Annotated in this window: 19 protein-coding genes; 10 read left to right on the top strand and 9 right to left on the bottom strand. The window is 47.5% G+C overall.

Features of this window, described 5'->3' with window-relative positions; genetic code table 11:
• Together K8S15_13495 and K8S15_13490 are read right to left on the bottom strand one after the other, a co-directional pair.
• Positions 1 to 248, bottom strand: a 248-nt coding sequence (locus K8S15_13495) for a type IV toxin-antitoxin system AbiEi family antitoxin domain-containing protein (GenBank protein ID MCD4777050.1), incomplete at its 3' end; no start/stop codon positions are given.
• A 126-nt stretch (positions 249 to 374) separates the two neighbouring features.
• On the bottom strand, positions 375 to 593 hold the full coding sequence (locus K8S15_13490; protein MCD4777049.1) for a hypothetical protein: 219 nt from the start codon (positions 591 to 593) through the stop codon (positions 375 to 377).
• A 409-nt stretch (positions 594 to 1,002) separates the two neighbouring features.
• Here K8S15_13490 and lptD point away from each other — a divergent pair, with 409 nt between their 5' ends.
• The 4 genes from lptD to K8S15_13470 all read left to right on the top strand — a co-directional run bounded on the left by lptD (position 1,003) and on the right by K8S15_13470 (position 5,972).
• Positions 1,003 to 3,195, top strand: a complete 2,193-nt coding sequence (lptD, locus tag K8S15_13485) for an LPS assembly protein LptD (GenBank protein ID MCD4777048.1) — start codon at positions 1,003 to 1,005, stop codon at positions 3,193 to 3,195.
• Between the two features lie 185 nt (positions 3,196 to 3,380).
• A complete protein-coding gene (locus tag K8S15_13480) occupies positions 3,381 to 3,653 on the top strand; it encodes an HU family DNA-binding protein (protein ID MCD4777047.1) in 273 nt (90 codons plus the stop codon).
• Positions 3,654 to 3,714: 61 nt separating this feature from the next.
• Positions 3,715 to 4,539 (top strand): glycosyltransferase family 2 protein, encoded by an 825-nt coding sequence (locus tag K8S15_13475; GenBank protein MCD4777046.1) that lies wholly within the window; start codon positions 3,715 to 3,717, stop codon positions 4,537 to 4,539.
• A complete protein-coding gene (locus K8S15_13470; protein MCD4777045.1) occupies positions 4,536 to 5,972 on the top strand; it encodes a sugar transferase in 1,437 nt (478 codons plus the stop codon). Before K8S15_13475 ends, K8S15_13470 begins: the two co-directional genes overlap by 4 nt.
• A gap of 2 nt (positions 5,973 to 5,974) precedes the next feature.
• Here the strand turns inward: K8S15_13470 and K8S15_13465 are convergent, their stop codons facing one another.
• Both K8S15_13465 and K8S15_13460 read right to left on the bottom strand, forming a co-directional pair.
• Positions 5,975 to 7,066 carry a glycosyltransferase family 9 protein gene (locus K8S15_13465; GenBank protein MCD4777044.1) on the bottom strand — a complete coding sequence of 364 codons (1,092 nt, stop codon included), beginning with the start codon at positions 7,064 to 7,066 and terminating at the stop codon, positions 5,975 to 5,977.
• On the bottom strand, positions 7,063 to 8,151 hold the full coding sequence (locus K8S15_13460) for a hypothetical protein (protein MCD4777043.1): 1,089 nt from the start codon (positions 8,149 to 8,151) through the stop codon (positions 7,063 to 7,065). Before K8S15_13460 ends, K8S15_13465 begins: the two co-directional genes overlap by 4 nt.
• A 254-nt stretch (positions 8,152 to 8,405) precedes the next feature.
• Here K8S15_13460 and trxA point away from each other — a divergent pair, with 254 nt between their 5' ends.
• The 4 genes from trxA (at position 8,406) to K8S15_13440 (ending at position 11,248) form a co-directional block, all read left to right on the top strand.
• Complete coding sequence (gene trxA / locus K8S15_13455) at positions 8,406 to 8,741, top strand: thioredoxin (protein ID MCD4777042.1); 336 nt, start codon at positions 8,406 to 8,408, stop codon at positions 8,739 to 8,741.
• A gap of 5 nt (positions 8,742 to 8,746) precedes the next feature.
• Entirely contained in the window at positions 8,747 to 9,691 is a 945-nt protein-coding gene (locus K8S15_13450) for an FAD-dependent oxidoreductase (protein ID MCD4777041.1), read from the top strand.
• An 18-nt stretch (positions 9,692 to 9,709) separates the two neighbouring features.
• Positions 9,710 to 10,399 (top strand): thioredoxin family protein, encoded by a 690-nt coding sequence (locus K8S15_13445; protein ID MCD4777040.1) that lies wholly within the window; start codon positions 9,710 to 9,712, stop codon positions 10,397 to 10,399.
• 132 nt (positions 10,400 to 10,531) lie between these two features.
• Positions 10,532 to 11,248 carry a hypothetical protein gene (locus K8S15_13440; GenBank protein ID MCD4777039.1) on the top strand — a complete coding sequence of 239 codons (717 nt, stop codon included), beginning with the start codon at positions 10,532 to 10,534 and terminating at the stop codon, positions 11,246 to 11,248.
• Between the two features lie 5 nt (positions 11,249 to 11,253).
• Here K8S15_13440 and K8S15_13435 read toward each other — a convergent pair whose 3' ends face one another.
• Genes K8S15_13435 through K8S15_13420 form a run of 4 tightly spaced genes read right to left on the bottom strand, consistent with a single transcriptional unit; the run spans position 11,254 to position 14,420 of the window.
• Positions 11,254 to 12,522, bottom strand: a complete 1,269-nt coding sequence (locus K8S15_13435; protein MCD4777038.1) for a hypothetical protein — start codon at positions 12,520 to 12,522, stop codon at positions 11,254 to 11,256.
• Complete coding sequence (locus tag K8S15_13430; protein ID MCD4777037.1) at positions 12,519 to 13,448, bottom strand: TldD/PmbA family protein; 930 nt, start codon at positions 13,446 to 13,448, stop codon at positions 12,519 to 12,521. The genes K8S15_13435 and K8S15_13430 overlap by 4 nt, the downstream gene beginning before the upstream one ends.
• Positions 13,441 to 13,953: a hypothetical protein gene (locus K8S15_13425; protein MCD4777036.1), complete on the bottom strand. Its 513-nt coding sequence runs from the start codon at positions 13,951 to 13,953 to the stop codon at positions 13,441 to 13,443. The genes K8S15_13430 and K8S15_13425 overlap by 8 nt, the downstream gene beginning before the upstream one ends.
• Positions 13,950 to 14,420: a SoxR reducing system RseC family protein gene (locus K8S15_13420; GenBank protein ID MCD4777035.1), complete on the bottom strand. Its 471-nt coding sequence runs from the start codon at positions 14,418 to 14,420 to the stop codon at positions 13,950 to 13,952. Before K8S15_13420 ends, K8S15_13425 begins: the two co-directional genes overlap by 4 nt.
• A gap of 153 nt (positions 14,421 to 14,573) precedes the next feature.
• On the opposite strand from K8S15_13420, the gene K8S15_13415 reads away from it, so the two are divergent.
• Complete coding sequence (locus K8S15_13415) at positions 14,574 to 17,144, top strand: CRTAC1 family protein (GenBank protein MCD4777034.1); 2,571 nt, start codon at positions 14,574 to 14,576, stop codon at positions 17,142 to 17,144.
• A gap of 75 nt (positions 17,145 to 17,219) precedes the next feature.
• Here K8S15_13415 and K8S15_13410 read toward each other — a convergent pair whose 3' ends face one another.
• Complete coding sequence (locus K8S15_13410) at positions 17,220 to 17,606, bottom strand: tetratricopeptide repeat protein (protein MCD4777033.1); 387 nt, start codon at positions 17,604 to 17,606, stop codon at positions 17,220 to 17,222.
• A 556-nt stretch (positions 17,607 to 18,162) separates the two neighbouring features.
• On the opposite strand from K8S15_13410, the gene K8S15_13405 reads away from it, so the two are divergent.
• Positions 18,163 to 18,758: hypothetical protein (locus K8S15_13405; protein MCD4777032.1), on the top strand; the 596-nt coding region annotated here is incomplete at its 3' end.

Here is an 18,758-nt window from a genome sequence, read left to right as displayed (position 1 = left end):
AGCATGAGGTCATCGATAAACCAACTCGCCGGTGGTGATCCAACGGCTCTGTACTCCGGCGGAACCACCACATAAAACCCTCGCCGGGGGGAAACGATGCGTTTCTGCTTCTTCAGCCTCCGCAATGCGGTCTGAACTGCAACGAAAGAACGACCTGTATCAGACTCGGCCTGGGTGCAAGTGAAGGTGTAGCGGCCCTTTGACTGAAGCTGCTCAACCCAGAGTGACATGGCTGTTACCTGTTTCATCGATATTACTCCTTTTCCCGAATCTGCATTTCACTAGCAGAAACTAGCGGATTGTGCTAACTTCTGCAAGTGGAATGCTTAGGTAAGGCATGTGATTACAGTGTATCCTCAAGAACTGAATTGTTTCTATCGGTATTTGTGCGATTGTGTCCTTATTTTTCTGTGAATCGGCAAGTGGACCTTGATAGCTGTTCCTTTCTCTATTTCACTGTATACATGAATGAATCCATTATGCTGTCTTACGATTCCGCACACCGTTGAGAGTCCGAGACCGGTACCTTCGCCAACTTTCGATATTTTCGATAATCGGGGCTGTTTGCTGTATACTGCGGGTCTGCCTGACAGAGAAGATGCTTACAACTGGAGATTCGATATATCACCGGGCGGGATTATGGTTGTTCCTGAGGATCCGGAATTTTACCCTTTGCTTTACATCATTAATCAAAAGAGTACCACCCACTGAACAACTTCGCCTGAATTCGTCTGATGGATGAAAAATAAGACAAGGATGGGAACCCAAAGAAGACTGCCCTTCCAGAATTCCATAACCTGTTGAAATACATCTTAGTAGCCTGATAAAGGATCTTCCCGCACAGTCTCTGTCACGTCAGAATCAGATTTGGTGCCGGTGTGAATGTCGCTGGACACACTTTCCTATTGCTAACCCGCAAATTACCAAATTAGGATAAAAATTATTAAGATATAGGGAACTGGATATGGAGGGAGCCGCGATCATGGGAAGAAATCAAACAGAATGACCTCTATCCTGGTTCTTGCAGTACTCTTCGCAACTGATACTGCCGGGCCTGACAGTACTTCAAGGGATTCAACTCTCACATCGCAAAGGCTTGAAACCATCGCCTACTCCGCTGACTCTCTGGTCTTCTATCCTGATAACAGTGATCTGATGCTAATAGGATCCGCAACTCTTGATTACCAGGACATGACACTGAAATCGGATACCGTGGAATACTCCGCCGATGATGAGATCATCACCGCCAGAGGTGAATCCGAACTTTTCGACCGAGGCGAGTCAATAACAGGGAATGGGATGATATACAGTATTCCCTCGCGAAAAGGACGTATACTGGAAGCGGCTTCGAAATACGATTTCGGATTCTATACAGGTGCCACGATAACAAGGGTCGGCCCAAACGAATTCAATATTGTCGATGCCAGATTCACAACGTGCGATGATGACACTGTTCACTACCATTTCTATTGCCCTGTCATGAAGGTTTTCCCCGATGACAAGGCTGTTGCCAGGCCCGTTTACCTTTACGTTGAAAACACTCCTGTTTTCTACTTCCCATACTGGGTGTTCCCGATAAGACGCGGGCGCCAGTCCGGTTTCACGATGCCTAAATTCGGCCAGACCAGCAGGGACGGCAGGTTTCTCAGAGAGCTGGGATATTATTTCGCTTTCTCCGATTACACTGATCTCTGGATACACGGCGACATCATGGAGAAAACCAGGTTCGTACTCGCGGCGGATGAAAGACACAGGATAAGGTACATATGCAATGGAAACCTGCGAACCGAGTGGAGAAGGGAATTTCAAACCCACCGCGACAGATGGATGGCTTTCGGCAACCATCTGCATGATTTCCCGGATGGAACTACCGTGAGGGTTCAGGGTGAGTTCCTTAGTGACAATTCCTATCTTGAAGAAACGCAGCAGAACCCAGAGGATCGTATGACAGGAGAATTACATTCCTGGGTAAGTGTGAACAGGTACTTCGGCAGAATGAGCTTCCAGGCTGTGATGGACAGAACAAGCTACCTGAACACCGATCCGGACACTATCCCTGGTGAGCTTGAGTCCGTTCAGGAAATGCCTGACGTACGGCTTTCACTCCCATCCTCTCCCCTTTTCAGATCACCTTCAGACCCTTCACTTATCCGTCCGTGGCACTCTATATATTGGAATGTAAGCGCGCATTACCTCTCAAGGGATAGAAGGATGGAAGAGTCAAGAGCCACAAACAGCGCTCTGAAGCTAACCTCCGGGCTGACAGGATCCAGCAGGTTATGGGGGTGGCTTTCGCTCGCACCCTCGATCCGCGGTACCGGAACCATATATGACAGGGACAGGAACAACAATAATCTCCCATGGTGGCTTCAGGGATCCGCCAGCCTGTCGATCTCAACGAACATTTACGGTATCTTCTCTACCAGGCTTTTCGGCCTTAACGCACTCAGACATACGATCACCCCCGGCATTTCCCTGCAGTGGGCTCCCGACAGGTACCTGAATGGCAGCGGTATTATGAATTCCGACTCAGCAGCATACGAATACTACTATTTCTCTGATTTTAGCCTCCCCTCAGCCAGACGAACCATTTCGTTTTCCCTAATGAACACGCTTGAAGGTAAAATGTCAGATCGTAACAGGATTACCCGCTTCGATATAGCATCGCTGAGTCTTTCTACGTCCGCAAATCTGGAAGACGAAGAGCATCCTTTTTCACCCCTTTCAGCAAACCTTGATATATCACCCTTATCACAATTCAGCGTAACCGGAAATGGAAGCTGGGATCTGTACGAAAACGAACTCACCAACCTGTCTGTATCCTCAAGCCTGCGACTGTCCGGATACGACAGAACCCTTCTTCCCGATTCAGGTACTACAAGGCTTGGAATGCCTCTAAGAATCGTACTCAGCCATTACTACAAACATGGTCTTAATGATACGGAGAACATCAGCAAATTCCGACTCTCCGCCTCACTTGACCTGACTCCCGGCTGGTCGATTGAATACAATGCCTATTACGATGTGATGAACGAAAACTTCATCAACCAGAGTTATACCCTCAGACGCAACCTCCATTGCTGGGAAGCTATATTCGTGAGACATATATCCGATGTGGATAGCGGTTTCTACTTCAAAATCAATATCGTAGATCTTCCCGATATAAAAATTGAACAGCATGTAAGTAACTTCTAGCTTTAACCATATATCGTGTATAATATTACATTCAATGTGTATTATAAATCTATATTTCCATTCCTGATGTTCATCAATCATCGATATAGCTTCAAATTTTGATTCTTTATAAATATTTTAAGGGGTTGACATTGAATTTTCCACCTTATAGCTTTAAGTAACAGCAAATGGGAGGGGGTGAACAAGTGACTAAAAAAGATCTCGTAACACACGTTGCCGAAAATGCAGATATCACCAAGAAGCAGGCAGGCATCGCGGTAGATGCCGTACTTGATGGAATCAAAAACACATTAAGTAGGGGCAATAAAGTCAGCCTTGTCGGTTTCGGAACTTTTTCCGTAAAACACCGCAAGAGCAGAACTGGTGTAAACCCGCACACCAAAAAGAAGATGACCTATCCAGCAAAGAGTGTACCAAAATTCAAGGCCGGAAAAGGCCTGAAGGACGCTGTTCTTTAGGAAATCATCATTTCCCGGGAGGCGGTTCATTCCCGCCTCCCACTTTTACAGATAAAGTATTATGCCACTTAATCTTTCTGTAGTAATTACATCGTTCAACAGTGCATTGACACTTGCAGATACTATCGAATCTCTGCTGAAGTTAGATGTTACTGAAGCTCCAAGCGAAATAATTGTAGTCGATAACGCGTCATCGGATCGGTCAGCTTGCATCGCTGAAAGTTACGATATGATAAAATTGCTGCGTTCTTCAGAAAACCGGGGCCTTGCCACTGCAAACAACATGGGCGCCGCTGAAGCTTCTGGAAACAGTATCCTGTTTCTTAATCCGGATACCGTGATACTACCCGGAGCACTTCATTCTCTCATGAAGTTCGAGGAAAAACATCCTGAAGCAGCCCTTCTAGGCCCCGCGATGGTCGATTCCAATGGCATTATCCAGTCCACCGCGCGAACCTGGCCTACACTACTTGATATCGCTCTTAGAAGAACATTCCTGGGAAAGCTGCCCGGATCTGAACGTCGCCTTCAAAAACACCTCAATCCTGTTGACACGGATCACCCGGCCATGGTAGACTGGATCGTTGGCGCCGCAATGTGGCTTACACCCGCTGGTAGGGAAAAGATCGGTTTCATGTCCGAAAAATACTTCCTCTATTTTGAAGATGTGCAATGGTGCATTCGAGCAAATAAAGCGGGAATGGCTGTCTGGTACGTACCGGAGGCAGTTATCAGGCATGACAGCAGAAGAGCAAGTGCTGGAGGATCTGTTAAAGCTCTATGGTACCATTTGAAAAGTATGGTAAGATTTTTCAGTGAATATCCCTGTGCCATTACAGGAAAATGCGGTACTTCTCGCACAAAGGAAGGACGATTCCCGAGTTGAGAAAAGAAGGAATTACCCCCGCTTCCTTTCTTCTCCCCCTGGGAGATTTCATCCTCATTGTAGGCGTTTATATCCTCGGCTACTGGCTTCGTCATTTTGCTCTTTCTGATCTCCTGGAACAGTTATTCGGAATCCCTAACGATTTCAGGCTCGGGCTCTGGAACTACATAATATCAGGTTCCGTTATGGCCTGCGTAGAACTGATGATGTTCAGGGCTTTCAGGGTTTACAGAAAAGAATTCGGCATAGCATCGGTAGAGGAACTGTCCTGGATTCTTCGAGTATCTTTCATTGCGGTTGTTGTAACCTTTGCTTTTACATTTGCCTCAAGGCAGCTGATGTTCTCAAGATTCATTCTTATCTTCGCTTTTCCAACCACATCCATAGCGATTTATGCATGGCATGGCTTGTTCCACAGATTCTTCAAATGGTTCACCCTTAAGTCAGGCAAAGGAATAAAGGTTGTTTTCTACGGATATAACAACTACGCGAATGAACTCAAGGAATACATGCAGAAAAAGGTATCCATTCCTTATGTAACCGAAGGTTTCATAACAACCGGTTGCGCCGGAAAAGATACGCAGAATAACCTTTTCAGTTTTGATTCGGATTCAGCCATGTTCAACTGGATGCATGAGAATAACATCAGTGAACTGATAATTACCGATCCCGATATTTCCAGAGAAGATACTGCCAGGCTCATTTACAACTGTGAACAGGAGGATATCTCCTACAAACTGATCGCTGATGTCTCCGATCTTGTTACAAGTACAACAAGGGTGACCTACCTGGATGGAATAACAATGATAGAATCTGTCCCTCCTCCCCTGAGCGGCAGCAGCATCGTACTGAAAAGGATATTTGATCTGTTGCTGGCTGTACCAGTGGTGATACTTCTTATGCCTCTTGGTATTCTGATAGCCATTGCGATAGTAATAGATTCAGGATTTCCAGTTTTCTATAGTCAGACACGGCTTGGCAGGGAGCAGAAAAAATTCAGATTATTGAAATTCAGATCAATGAAAGTTGGGACCGATCTAAAGAAAGAGGATCTCCTGCCCGTAGATAACCATGAACTTCTCTCCAAACTCAAAAAGGACCCCCGCATTACCCGTGTGGGACGGTTTATCCGTAAGTTCAGTCTGGATGAACTGCCTCAGCTTTTTAACGTACTTTCAGGAAGCATGAGCCTTGTAGGTCCGCGCCCGCATATTCCCGAAGAGGTTAAGAGATACTCCGTCAAACACTTCAAAAAACTTGAGGTTCTCCCCGGAATGACCGGAGTCTGCCAGGTTTCCGGTAGAAACGATCTTAAGTACAGGGAAATGGTGAAGCTTGATCTCTATTACGTTGATAACTGGTCGATATGGATGGACCTTTCCATACTGATCATGACCATTCCGGCAATTCTTCTGCGAAAAGGCGCCTACTGATCTCAATGAACGCTGTGCACCGCATCTGAAACAAGTCTCCTTACAGCTCCAGAAACCATTTCAGGAGTTACCGAATCAAGAGAGTTGTGATCCGATGCCATCATTATCTCACTTTTCACATCCCATGGGTACCATTTAGGAAGAGATGGATCGAATGGAAGATACATTCCCACCACTGGAATCCCGTACGAAGCGGCCAGATGAATTACCGATGTGTCGGGGCTTACCAGCATTGAAACACTTCGAATGATGGCTGCCAGATGAAGAATGCCCGGTGTTACAGGTGAAATGATTGAACCCGGTTCGCTCCTGCAGACTGCTTCGGCTGAACTCGAATCCTGAGGTGAATAAAGAATGAGAGGTTTCAGCCCCAGTTCCATGATACAGCTGCATACTCGAGCGTATCTCTCCACCCCCCATCGGCGATTCTCTCCCCCCGCTGAAATATTGACCGCCACGCAGTTTTCCGGTAACGTGGCTGAACGATTCCAGAAGTCTTCAGCAAAGCCGGTCTCTTCTGCGGAAAGGGTTACTTCACGATGCATTGAAACGGTTTCAATCCGCTTTCCCAATCCAGACAGCAATCCCGAGAAGGCATCCATGATATGGCCATCCTGGGGAGCTTTCACCCTGACGTTGAAGGGCAGCCTGTTTTCACGGTCAATATGCAGTTTCCATTCTGCGCCCGAAAACAACGCATATACGAATGAGGTTGTGGAATCGTGCATGTGCATGTCGACTATAGCGTCAGGGCTGAAGTTCCGGGCTTCAAGAAGTGACGAAACAAACCCACCTGGATCCTTCCTGTATGTAATAACGTCCAGACCTTTTTCGTATTTAAGGATGATCCTGTTGGATTCCGAAGCTACTATTCCTGTTCTGATACCGGGGTAGAGGCTCCTGATCCTTCGAATCAGGGGCAGAGTCATTATCATGTCCCCAATCCTGTCCTGCCTCATTATGAGTATACTGTCAACGGTCTCATCAACTGGCAGGGATGAAGGCACGTTACCCGATGATACTCCCGGAGCAATTGCCCGAAAAAGAATTCTCCTGCTCAGTACTTCCAGTTTTTTCAGTATACCGGACATCATATGACATCAATTGCAGCTGTGCGTCTCACAAGCCTTTCAACTGCCTTCTCCACATCTTTTACCGTAATGTTCTCCACTTTTTCAGGATCCATCAGCACTTCGTTCTCAACCCTCCATGGATACCACAACGGCAAATGCGATTCGTTCGGACAATACATTCCCACAACAGGAATTCCAAAGGACGCGGCAATATGAACCAGTCCTGTATCCGGTGTTACAAACAGGGCAAGATCCCTTATCAGAGCAGCAGCATGAAGTATAGTCGGACACTCGGGCGCGACCAGAGTGCCCGATCGCGATTCAGCTATAGCCAGGGCCCTCCTCCGCTCGGGCGGGATCGACATCAAGAGAGGAGTCTTCCCGCGGGAGATCAGACTTCCGCACAATGCCGCGGTTTTTTCATCAGTCCATCGATGACGCGAATCCCTTGCCGAAATATTTATCCCCACGCAATTCCCACGAAACCTGAGCCCGGTTTCTCTCCAGAAAGCGCAGACAAACTCCGTTTCCTCGACGGACAATACTGGCTCCCTTTCAAGTTCTGAATCATCAATTTTTTTCCCAAGTCCTTCGAGGAGAATGGACATCAATTTCGCTATGTAATGCCTTCCCTCAGGAATGGGAACTCGAACGGAAAATGGCAACTTATTGTCTCTGTTTGATGCGGACAACCTCCAGGCCGCGCCCGACACCAGTCCGTAAATAAACGATGTAGTTGAATCGTAGTGCATTCTTGTATCTACTATCACATCGGGGTTGAAACGCCGCGCCAGGGCCAGGCTCCTGATATAGGTTATTGGTTCGCTGTCGTATAGAATAGTATGAAATCCCTTTTCATGCTTAAGAAGGGGAAGGTTGCGCCGCGAGACAACAATGCCCGTTTCAGCCTCAGGAAAAAGCTCTCGTACTTTCCTGAAAAAAGGAAGACATACCATCATATCACCAATAGCGTCCCATCTCATCAGAAGTATTCGCTTCAGTTTTACATTGACCGGTATTCTCTCAAGTACCCTGTCCGGTTGGAAACGGACGAGAACGTGTTTCGTAAGTGCTATTCTTCCTGCGGCTTCTACCCTTTTTAACATTCCCGGCTCTTTCAATAGATGCGATAATCCTTCCAATTCTTTATGATACCGGTTCTGAATATAACAGATGAGTGAAGCGGTTATAATTGGTGTGCCAACATGCCGCTTTTTTATAGTAGTACAAAATAAGAAATGTTGAGCATAGTCTGTATATATTGTGGTAGTGAAATTTACGGGTTTGTTCGATTTCTGGCAACGAAAATGCTTGTGAAAAAAGTAACAATCAAATTCGAAACTGATAAAAGGAGATTATCATGGCTGTAAAACATATCAAAGGTAACGAAATCGAAGATGCCGCTTCATCAAAGGATAAAATATCTCTGATCGACTTCAGCGCTTCGTGGTGTGGTCCCTGTAAAATGCTGGATCCCGTTCTCAACAAAGTATCGGATGAGCTCGATAATAAGGTCGGGTTCTATCACATAGACGTTGACGAAAGTCCTTCCGCATCCTCGCAATTCGGTATCCGCGGAGTTCCCACCATGATAGTATTCCACGATGGACAGGAAATCGACAGAATGGTTGGTTTCCGGGACCGGAACGCGCTTCAGAAGCAGCTGGAAGATCTTGCCGACTCAAAACTGGTTTAGCAGATATGGATCTGAAAACCGGACTCGTGGGATCCAGTTCCTCCGAGAATCGTGAACTCGATCTTGTCATTGCCGGTGGTGGTCCCGCCGCCCTTTCCGCCGCCCTTTATGCCGCGAGATACGATATTGAGCATATCGTTCTTGAAAGCTACCAGCCGGGAGGACAGGCAGCCCTGACAGCTCTGATAGAGAATTACCCGGGTATAAAGACAATAAGCGGAGGCGACCTTGTTGCGGCCATGAAGAAACAGGCTGAAAGCTGGGGCGGTGTTTTCGAATCAGCTTCGGTAATATCTGCCGTTCCAATTAATGACAGAATTGAGATAAAGGCCGATTCATCCATCTATTCCGTAAAACATCTCATAATAGCCACCGGTGCCGCACCCGCGAAGCTCGGAGTACCCGGCGAGGATAAATTCTACGGAAGGGGAGTCAGCTACTGCGCAACCTGTGACGCGCCTTTTTTCAGGAATTCTCATGTACTCGTTGTCGGTGGCGGTGACAGCGCGGTAAAGGAAGCTCTCCATCTTTCCGAATTCGTCTCTGAGCTAACCCTTGTTCACAGGAGGGACAAGTTCCGGGCAGAACCCTACCTCGCGGAAAAACTCCTCTCTCGCGGGAACTGCAACGTTCTATGGAATACAACGCTGAAGGAGATAAAAGGAGACGATGGTGTTGAAAGTGTAATTCTGAATACCACGGACGGTGAAAGGGAGCTGAAGCTTGACGGTGTATTCATGTACGTCGGGCGGAAACCGGCCACGGAACCTTTTGTAGACCTTGTTGAACTGAACGATAACGGAACAATCAGAACCCGCGATATCGTTCACACATCAAATAGGAACGTCTTCGCTGCGGGAGATGTAACAGATAACGGACTGCGGCAGATAGTCACCGCTGTTTCCGACGGCGCAAGAGCCGCTTCAGCGGTATTTGAGATGCTGCAGTAGTAATGGGGATGAAGAACAATGGCTTTACTATCGGATAATGATGCAGGTGAAGTAAGAAAGATATTCGGCGCCCTTGTAAGCGATGTACATGTAAGAGTGTACACTCAGAAACTGGAATGCCCGACGTGCCAGGACACTGAAAATATACTCAAGGAACTTGACGAATTATCGGAAAAGCTGAAAATCTCCTTTCTGAACTCCCTCGACAACCGGGAAGAGGCTGAGAAAGACGGTGTTGATAAAGCCCCCGCTATAATCGTCTCAGATGGAACCAATTCAAGGGTTAAATTCTACGGAACCCCTTCAGGATACGAATTCAGCTCCCTCCTGACCACTATAATCGATACCGGGGGATCGGAAGAACCGCTCACGGAGGATACCATGCAGTTCCTGAAAGAACTGGAAGATGATCTCAACATGCAGGTCTTCGTTACTCCCACATGTCCCCATTGTCCTTCTGCGGCTGTTCTTGCAAGCAGAATGGCACGTTACAGTGATAAAGTAAAATCGGAAGTGATAGAAGCCAACGAATTCCCCGAACTGTCAACGAAGTTCAGGGTGCAGGGCGTTCCGAGAACTGTGATAAACGGCAAATTCTACGCTGAAGGCTCTCTGCCCGAATCCATGATGATACAGGCATTGAAGAAGGGGCTTGAGGCTGATCCATCAGAAGAAACCAATCTCATGGACTACCTTCAGAACGACTGAGTCTTATATTCACTTCGTTGCTGCGGCTTTCTTTATATGGAATACCGCAGCACTCCATTCAATCAAAGGCAGGTCACCATCGGTACTTTTCTGTTCGCTGCAGTGCTGTTCTCAGCACCTTTGGAGTTCCCAATGGAAGCTACCGGTGTACTTGAAGCCTGCAGTTTCTTCAACCAGAACGTAGAACACTTCATATACGGTAACATCGAAGCAGATATCAGAATACTGCGAATAGGTTCATTCTCATGGCAGCTGGGTCTCGCGATGGAAACCTATATGGGAGAGAACTGGAACAGCCCCGAAATGAAGTTCAACATCTACGGCGGCCACTGGAATGTAAAAACGCAGTTCGAGTATCAGATGGATCCTGTTCTCCTGAGGATATATACGGATCATGAGTGTTTTCATAATATAGATATGGCAGATACCCTTTCGGAGTACATGAACAACATTAAACTCGGAGTCGTCCTCGATGAACCTGCTCCGGAATTCAGCGACCATCCGGCTTTCCTGCCCGCGGGACTGCCCGACGGCTGGTTCTCAATCGGGTTCTACCGCCCCCGAAACGATACGTTCCAGAAGGGACACGATTTCAACTGGTCGATGCATGGAATGCTCGATTTCGAAGGTGCCGTATGGCATTCATGGCTTTCAGGGCTGAGATACAGGGCGGATCTCTACTTCCATGACGATGGCGCAAGTTCATCAAGACACAGTGGTGAAATCTACTTCGCCTACCAGGCACCCGCCGGAACCTTTGAAACTCATGTCACACACTACTTCAGCGATACACAGCCATTTCGATCACTCGACGGTGAAACTTACTGGGGAATCCGGTTCGTCTGGTAGCAGGATTACAGAACAGTCGGACCGATAACCATCGGTGGAACGCTTAACTGCCCCTTCCGCTCAGGGGTACCGAGTTTCTCAATTTTTGAAAAAAGATCCAGCGGCTTCCAGTTCCATCTAAAATCCTTCAAGGGGTGTACGATCTTTCCATTCTCAACCAGAAATACACCATCGCGGGTCATCCCGGTAAGACTCAGTTCCTTCTGGTCAACGAACCTTATGTACCAGAATCTCCTGAAAAGAAGAGCCTTCCCCGGAGTGCTGCGAATAAGATCCTCCGTTGATCCTGAACCTCCGCCAATTGCAAGTGTCTCCGGGATAAAGAGGGGTTCGCGACCGGTTTCACTCGCCCAGTATCTCGTACAGGGCTGATTTACCAGCCTTCCGCAGTCGATCCACACCACATCCTTTGAGGCAAGACCCTCTTCGTTGAAAGGAATGCCTTTCAGAAAACCGTTAACCTCGCTGCTCATTGTAAAATTATCACCGGTGACCGACTTATCCTGTCTGCCTGAAAATACAGTCAGCCCTTCATCTGCAGGTCTGGCATTCATGTGCCAGGCAATGTAAGGAATAAAGTTAGAAACGGCCTGGGGTTCGAATATCAGCCTGTACTCTCCAGGTTCAAGCTCCCTCTGATTCTCATCGGCTTCAACTTCAGCCGCCACTTCACTTATCGCTTCATCCACTGCCAGATCCTTCCAGGCTTCCGCGCTAATCACCCTGAAACTGGATGGTTTGCCCCGATCGATTGTAAGCCTCATGAAAGCTTCGGTTGATCTGTGATGAGCAAGATTGCCCGTTGATGTTCCCATGGCAGTATTCGAATAAGTCATGCCGACAAGACCAGCGGCTTCCATTCCGTGCATCCTCGCAGTGACGATTGCCTTGCCCGCGGCTTCTGTTCGCCCCTGGGGGTTGGCTTCAGCGGTGACTCTATCCCAGGATTCAATCATTGGATATACCTGTCCAGCGTTAACGGGCGACATGTACTCAGGGTCAGGAGAAGCGGTTTTAAGCATCTCCATCGCTTTGTCAAGGATTTCTGGAATGGCATCGACATCGATCCTGTGCGTTGAGTAAACGGTTTTTCTCTCTCCATCACCCAGAGTTATCCGGAGTTTTCTCTCGAATGTATCCATGTTCTGTGTGATTCTGTTCTGACCGAACCTTACAGCTGCAACCCTTTCTTCAGTTAAAGTGGCAACCACGTCGGGAACCGAAGCCTTTTCAAGGACCGCCTCAATTACTTCCAGAAGTTCTTCCCTGGTCATTCCGCGCCCCTTCCCACTTCAATATTCCTGAACCTTGACGTGCTCGCTCCGTGGGTCATCCTGGCACCCTGCACGGGTTCTCCCTTTCCGCAGGTGAGAAGCCCCATGGTTCTGAAGAATCTCTTATCGGAGATACCGTCACAGGATCCCCAGAAATCCCTGGTCTTCGATCTGTAAATAACCTTTTTCAGCGGTTGCACTTTTTTACCATTTCTTATCTCCCAGAACATGTCTCCTCCGAACTGGAAGTTTATCCTTCTCTGATCGATGCTGAAAGAACCACGCCCCTCGATATAAACACCTTTTTCGACTTCGGAAATAAGATCGTCAGGCGTAAGTTGCTCTTCCCCTGGTTCCAGGTAGAAATTTGGCTGCCTGTTTATAGGGAAGCTGGCAAAATCCTGAGCCCTGCAGCACCCGGTGCTGTGCTTTCTGTTAACAAGAAGAGCGGTTTCTCTTACAGAACCGAACTGCTGGAAAATCCCATCCTTGATCGTATACCATTTCTGTCCGGGCACGCCATCATCATCCCAACCCCAGCTCGCGACTCCGTAGGGCATCGTGTTATCCGCTATGAAATTGACAATTTCTGATCCGTATTTCAGTTTTTCCTGGTCATCTATATTCAGAAAGGTGCGTCCGGCCATGCTGGCTTCCCATCCCAATACTCTGTCACTTTCAGTGGGATGCCCCACCGATTCATGCATCGTCAGGCTTAGATGAGTCCCGTCCAGAACAAGATCCATCACACCTGAGGAGCCTTCGGGAGCCTTGACCTTCATTATGGCTTCCTCCCTGGCTTTTTCGGCCCAGAAGATCAAATCAGCCTCTTCCACCCACTCCCATCCGGCTATCCTGGCGCCTTCCTGAAAACCTCTGCTCTGCATGTCATCGTCCAGAACCGCGTACGCCGTGATATCAGGCATTGTAAAAACCGCCCTCAGTATTGCTGAAAGCCCTTCTTCTCCTCTCGAATCTAAGACGGCTCAAGCTCATATTGATAAGCGGAGATGTGTGCATAATGTCAGCGGCCCTGGCAAGAAGATCAAGTTTTTCGCTTCGCGGAATTTCAAAGGGATTTCTCTGGCAGGGTCCTTCGTAATGACCTATGGCAGGTGTTTCCTGGGAAAGGCTCACCGACCCTGCCATCACTCCGGCTCCAGCTTTTGCTATCTCGACAGCCCGATCAACCGTACTTTCAACTACATCCGAATCAAAACAGCTGCAGGAAGCAAACCCCCAGCATCCCTTAAAAAGAACCCTTACTCCTACTCCCCGACCTTCCTGAAGCTCCGCTTCGGCCAATCTTTGCTTTCTGAAAGTCAGATTCTCAAGGTCGGTATTCTCAACCCTTGCATCACCGTAATCAACTCCTCGATTGTGAAGCTGTCCGACTACCCTCTCAGCAAGACCTTTCATATCTTTAATCATGGGATATTTCCTTCCGTGTGGCTGCCTGCATCCGAGCCAGCTTTGGAATGGCTGTCAGCTTTTTCCAGAACTCTCGTCATTTGCATATTGTATCCTTTTTTCGAGCCAAGCCGCTTATTGATCACGATAGCTGCAACAATCCCCGCAAGCAAACCTGCGGCGGCGCCCAGAGCTCTCTGTGAATCACTGCCGTTCATCATCAAAAGGTACCCTGTAAACAGAAGAAACACAGGAACAAGAAAAGTCGATGCGATAATTGCAAGTGACGCTGATGACTTGAGTTCCAGCTCCACAAGGTCGCCCGGAGCAGCCCCAGCGTTGTTGTACACCCAGAAATCCGCACCAGTACCTCCGGACAGGGACAGGCAGGCATGCCTTGCTTCGCAGGTATCGCATTCAGTTCCGTCAGCAGGACAGACAAGAGCTTTCTCCTCCTTTATTTCACGAACAAGTCCTTTTCTTGTCATATCGCTCCAGATTCACGACGTTCTTACAGTGATATACGGAATATCACAGACAGTTGTCAGAAGTTAACTTATCGGAATATGATACTGTTTGTAATATTATTATGCAACGCACTTCAGAATGATGTCGCCGGTATTCACAATGCAGGAGTAAACATGCAATTCGCAACTCTGATTCTTTCCATCCTCCTTATGGCAGCCAATAACGATTTCGAGGGTTCCCTTTGCATAAGGGATTTTGACTCAGCACTTGAATCCGCGGGAAATTCCGATTCCCTGAAGGCGGTTATTTTTCGCGAAACAGGGAATTATTCAATGGCTGTAATGCTTTTTGAAAAAGCCTTCGAGGAGAATCCCTCTGCAGGGTTGTTCTCCGCGCTGTGGGAATCCATAGCTTCATCCACGGAATACTATTCATCTATGCCGGCAGGCTGTCTGAGGGAGCAGATTGAAGAATGGGGTGATGTTCTTTCATGGAGACCGGATAACCTTGTTTCCCTTATTGAAACCTCCAGTGCCCTGGAGGACAAACTGCTGACAGACAGCCTTGTACAGGTTCTGGTTGAAAGCTTTCCGGAATCTCTCGAAGCCTCGGAAGTAATAGGATGGGAATTTTACGACAGTCTTTACCCGGTTTGGTACGATGATTCAGCCAGGATAGCAGTGCTTGATGAATTCTTATATAAATGGGGGGCGAAATCAGACCTGTGGCGAAGCAGAGCCTGGCAGTACAGGCTTTCCGCGATTATTGAAACAGCGGATTCCTTAAACTGGGAAAGCTGCTTCAATGAATGGCTTGCAACCTGTCCTGATGATCCGCAGGTGTACCTGAGCGGTTCTGCTCTTTACATAGACAGAGACTCATCATGGTCTGAAGCACTGGATATGGCGAATAAGGGTCTCGATCTTGTCGGTGAAGGCTTTACACCCGCAGGAATCCCTGCCGAAGAATGGCAGCTGACAGGTCCCGCCCTTGAATCCGGGCTTCAATTCAGAAAACTCTTCGCTACGACCGGGTCGGGCCTAAATTCCGAAGCCCTCGCCGAGCTGACTGCGGTCATATCCGATACCGATTTCAATATGGACGATTACCACACCGAAGCTTCCCTGTACTGGCTCGAAGGAACGCTGCACCTTACGAATGAGGATACAGTACAGGCGATGAGCAGTTTCGCGGAATCGGCTGTATTGGGTGAAGTAAAGAACCGCTGGAGCGATGATGCGGTTCAAGCCCTGAACAGCCTTCTTCCTCCCGATACAAGCCCTGTGCAGTGGGCAAGGGAATACAGGGAATACGAAGGACCTGTTTTTAAGGATGCAACCCGTCTGCTGGGTTCCGACAGCCTGCTGTCCGGAAGCAGAGTCTCCTGGTGTGACTGGAACTCTGACGGCTTTCCCGATCTTTTCGCGGGGCATTCCCTTTTTCAGAATACCGGAGGTTCATCGTTCATAAACGTCACGTCCGAATCGGGGCTGGATTCATGTAGGGGCAACGGCGGAATATGGGGAGATTTAAACAGGGATGGTCTGCCGGATCTTGTAACCTCCGGAAACCCGATTCAGGTTTTCGTAAACAGAAACGGAATCCTTGAAGATGTAACGGAAAACATCGGTATCAGCAAAACGGAATCAAGTATTGAAGGGGTTGCCCTGCTTGACTGGAATGCCGATGGCTGGCTGGACCTGTATCTCGCCAGCTACGAAGGACCCGGCAGTCTGGGTTCGGGAACAGCCGATGCTTTTTATCTGGGGAGTGAAGATGGTTTCACAGAGGCGGGTGAAAGCGCAGGAATGGTACCGTTTCTTGGAGAACATCTCTGCGGAAGGGGCGTGAGCCCCTGCGATTTCGATCTCGACGGGGACATGGACATATTCGTATCGAATTACAGGCTTCAGGAAAATATCTTATGGGAAAACGAAGAAGGGACAGCTGTCAATTCCGCACTTCGAAGGGGCATTGCGGGAACAGATATTGATGGCTGGTGGGGACATACAATAGGAAGCTCCTGGGGCGATTATGACAATGACGGAGACTGGGACCTGTTCTCGGCCAACCTTGCCCATCCAAGGTACATCCCCTTCTCGGACAGAAGCATGCTCCTGCGGAACACCGATGGCAGTTTCAATGACGTAAGGATCATATCCGGAATAAAATTTGAGGAAACTCATTCTAATCCTGTCTGGGGGGATTTCAACAACGATGGCTGGCTGGATCTATTTATTACTTCAGTATATCCGGACAGAAGGAGTTTTCTGTATATGAACCTTGGAAACGGAAAATTCAAGGACGTAACCTGGCTTTCGGGGGCCAGGATTTTCAATGGCTGGGGTGCTGCAGCGGCTGATTACAATCTTGATGGAAAGCTTGATCTTGCAGTGGGCTCCGGTGACGGGCTCACGCTTCTGAAGAATATATCCACAGGCGGAAACTGGATACTCGTGAATGTTGATCCTCCCGAAGGAGTTAATCCATCCGGAACAGGCTGCTCTGTAATACTTGAACAGGACGGTACAACAATGATGCGTCAGATCGAAGGGGGAAGCGGAACAACAAGCCAGAACAGCGGAATACTGCATTTCGGTCTGCCTTCGAACCTTCCCTGCATCATCAGACTCTTCGTGCCGGGCAATACGGCTGCTCTGACTGAAACCACCGGGCTTCCCGAATCACTTGTTCATCTTCGGGTGAGATCTGCAAAGCCGACTGCATACAAAGGGATGAAATGAGTTCCTTATATATATTTTGTTGTCCAATCTATTGAGTTATTCGCCATCTACCCGGCAGTCCGTACAAGAGACCGATCAGATAGATCTTCTTTCTCTAATAAGATCAACGTTAATGCTTATGGCTTCTCTATCTTCAGCAGTTAAGTTTGGATAAGCTTTTACTTTATTGTAAATATCAAGGCTTTCTTGAGGCTTCCCGATTTCATACAAAAAAACAGCTTTATGCATTAGAGCGAAAAAGGCATTTGTTTTATTCTCAATATCAATTGCCCTGTCAAAGAATGAAACTGCTTCCTCAATTTTGTTTAGTTTCTTTTCGCACTGAGCAATATTCACCAGGACAATTACCCTTTCTTGATCGTCAATTTTATAGGCAAGTATATTGTTTAAGTAATCAATTGCTTTTTGGTATTCCTTATTTTTAGACGCCTTTACTACTTTTTTCCACTCTTTCCTTTTCATTTCTGATTCCTTATTGGTTTTGCTGTTAAAATAGCCTGGATTCATATGATAGATACTATTAGCGAATATTTAAGCCCTTATATCATTTATTTCTATATTTATCTAATAGAGCTAATTAGCAGTCGCAATAGAAGTATAGGGATAATGGATTATCCGCCGTTTCTAAAGAATCATACGAAACAGCATATTCGAGCCAGTATTCCCCGATTTCTTAACCTGAAATTGACCATACCACCCGAAAACCCCACAGTCAAACGTTTTTGCAGGCAGATGTGTACCGGAGACTCGGTATCAGGATGTACGTCCCCAGTGAAGCCGGATTTGTGAATTGTTATCCAACCTATATTTCGTGAACGTCATCCTGCCATGGGACTGATATTCGCGAATGCAAAAGCGGAATCCTCTTTTGCTGTTAAGTCAAGAGTAAAGATTTGACCCCTATCTCAAAAAACCTGGTTGACAAAGATAATTTCAAAGTTAGATTAGTCTAATAGAATAAGATATACCTAAACTTATAAGAATACTCTAATCCCCCCCGCGGAATGAAAGGAAAAAGATGAAAAGGTTTCTGATTTTAGTAATACTGTGCTTCGCTGCTTCTTCGATGGCTCTGGAACTTGAGGCACCCGAGATAGGCGGCAGTATCCTGATCGATTATCTGAGCATGTCGCAGGATTCCAGTTACAATCAATCGGGGATGTTCCTGGCAGCTTCAAATCGTTTCAGTGTGCGGAAAGCAACAATTGAACTATCAGGCACTGCAGGTGAATTAATCGAATACGAAGCGGTATTCGGTCTCGCCAGCTGCCTGGGAAGCGGAATGACCATGGCTCTCATGGAGGCAGGAATTCGTATATCCCCGCTTGGTGATGAGAGAATAGTTCTGGGAATGGGAATGTTCCATGTGCGAAGAGGTTTCGAGCTCGGAGAAGACTGCGGCAAAACACTGACAGCGGAAAAACCGATGTTCAGGACAGTGGTATCGCCATCATGTCATCCGCTGGGTGCAGTTCTGGAAACTGACCTGAGTCTCGGCACTGTCGGAAGTCTTGAAGCTCAGATTGTATATGCCAACGGGAATACCGCAACCCTGAAAGAAGAACATGACGCCAACTTCGCCCTTTTCTACCGGCTTCCGGTGAAAGGGCTCAC

The organism is Candidatus Aegiribacteria sp. (genome assembly GCA_021108005.1).
GTDB lineage: Bacteria > Fermentibacterota > Fermentibacteria > Fermentibacterales > JCC-6 > Aegiribacteria.
Note: the sequence above shows the minus strand (reverse complement) of the source record. Positions and strands in the feature narration are given on the sequence as shown.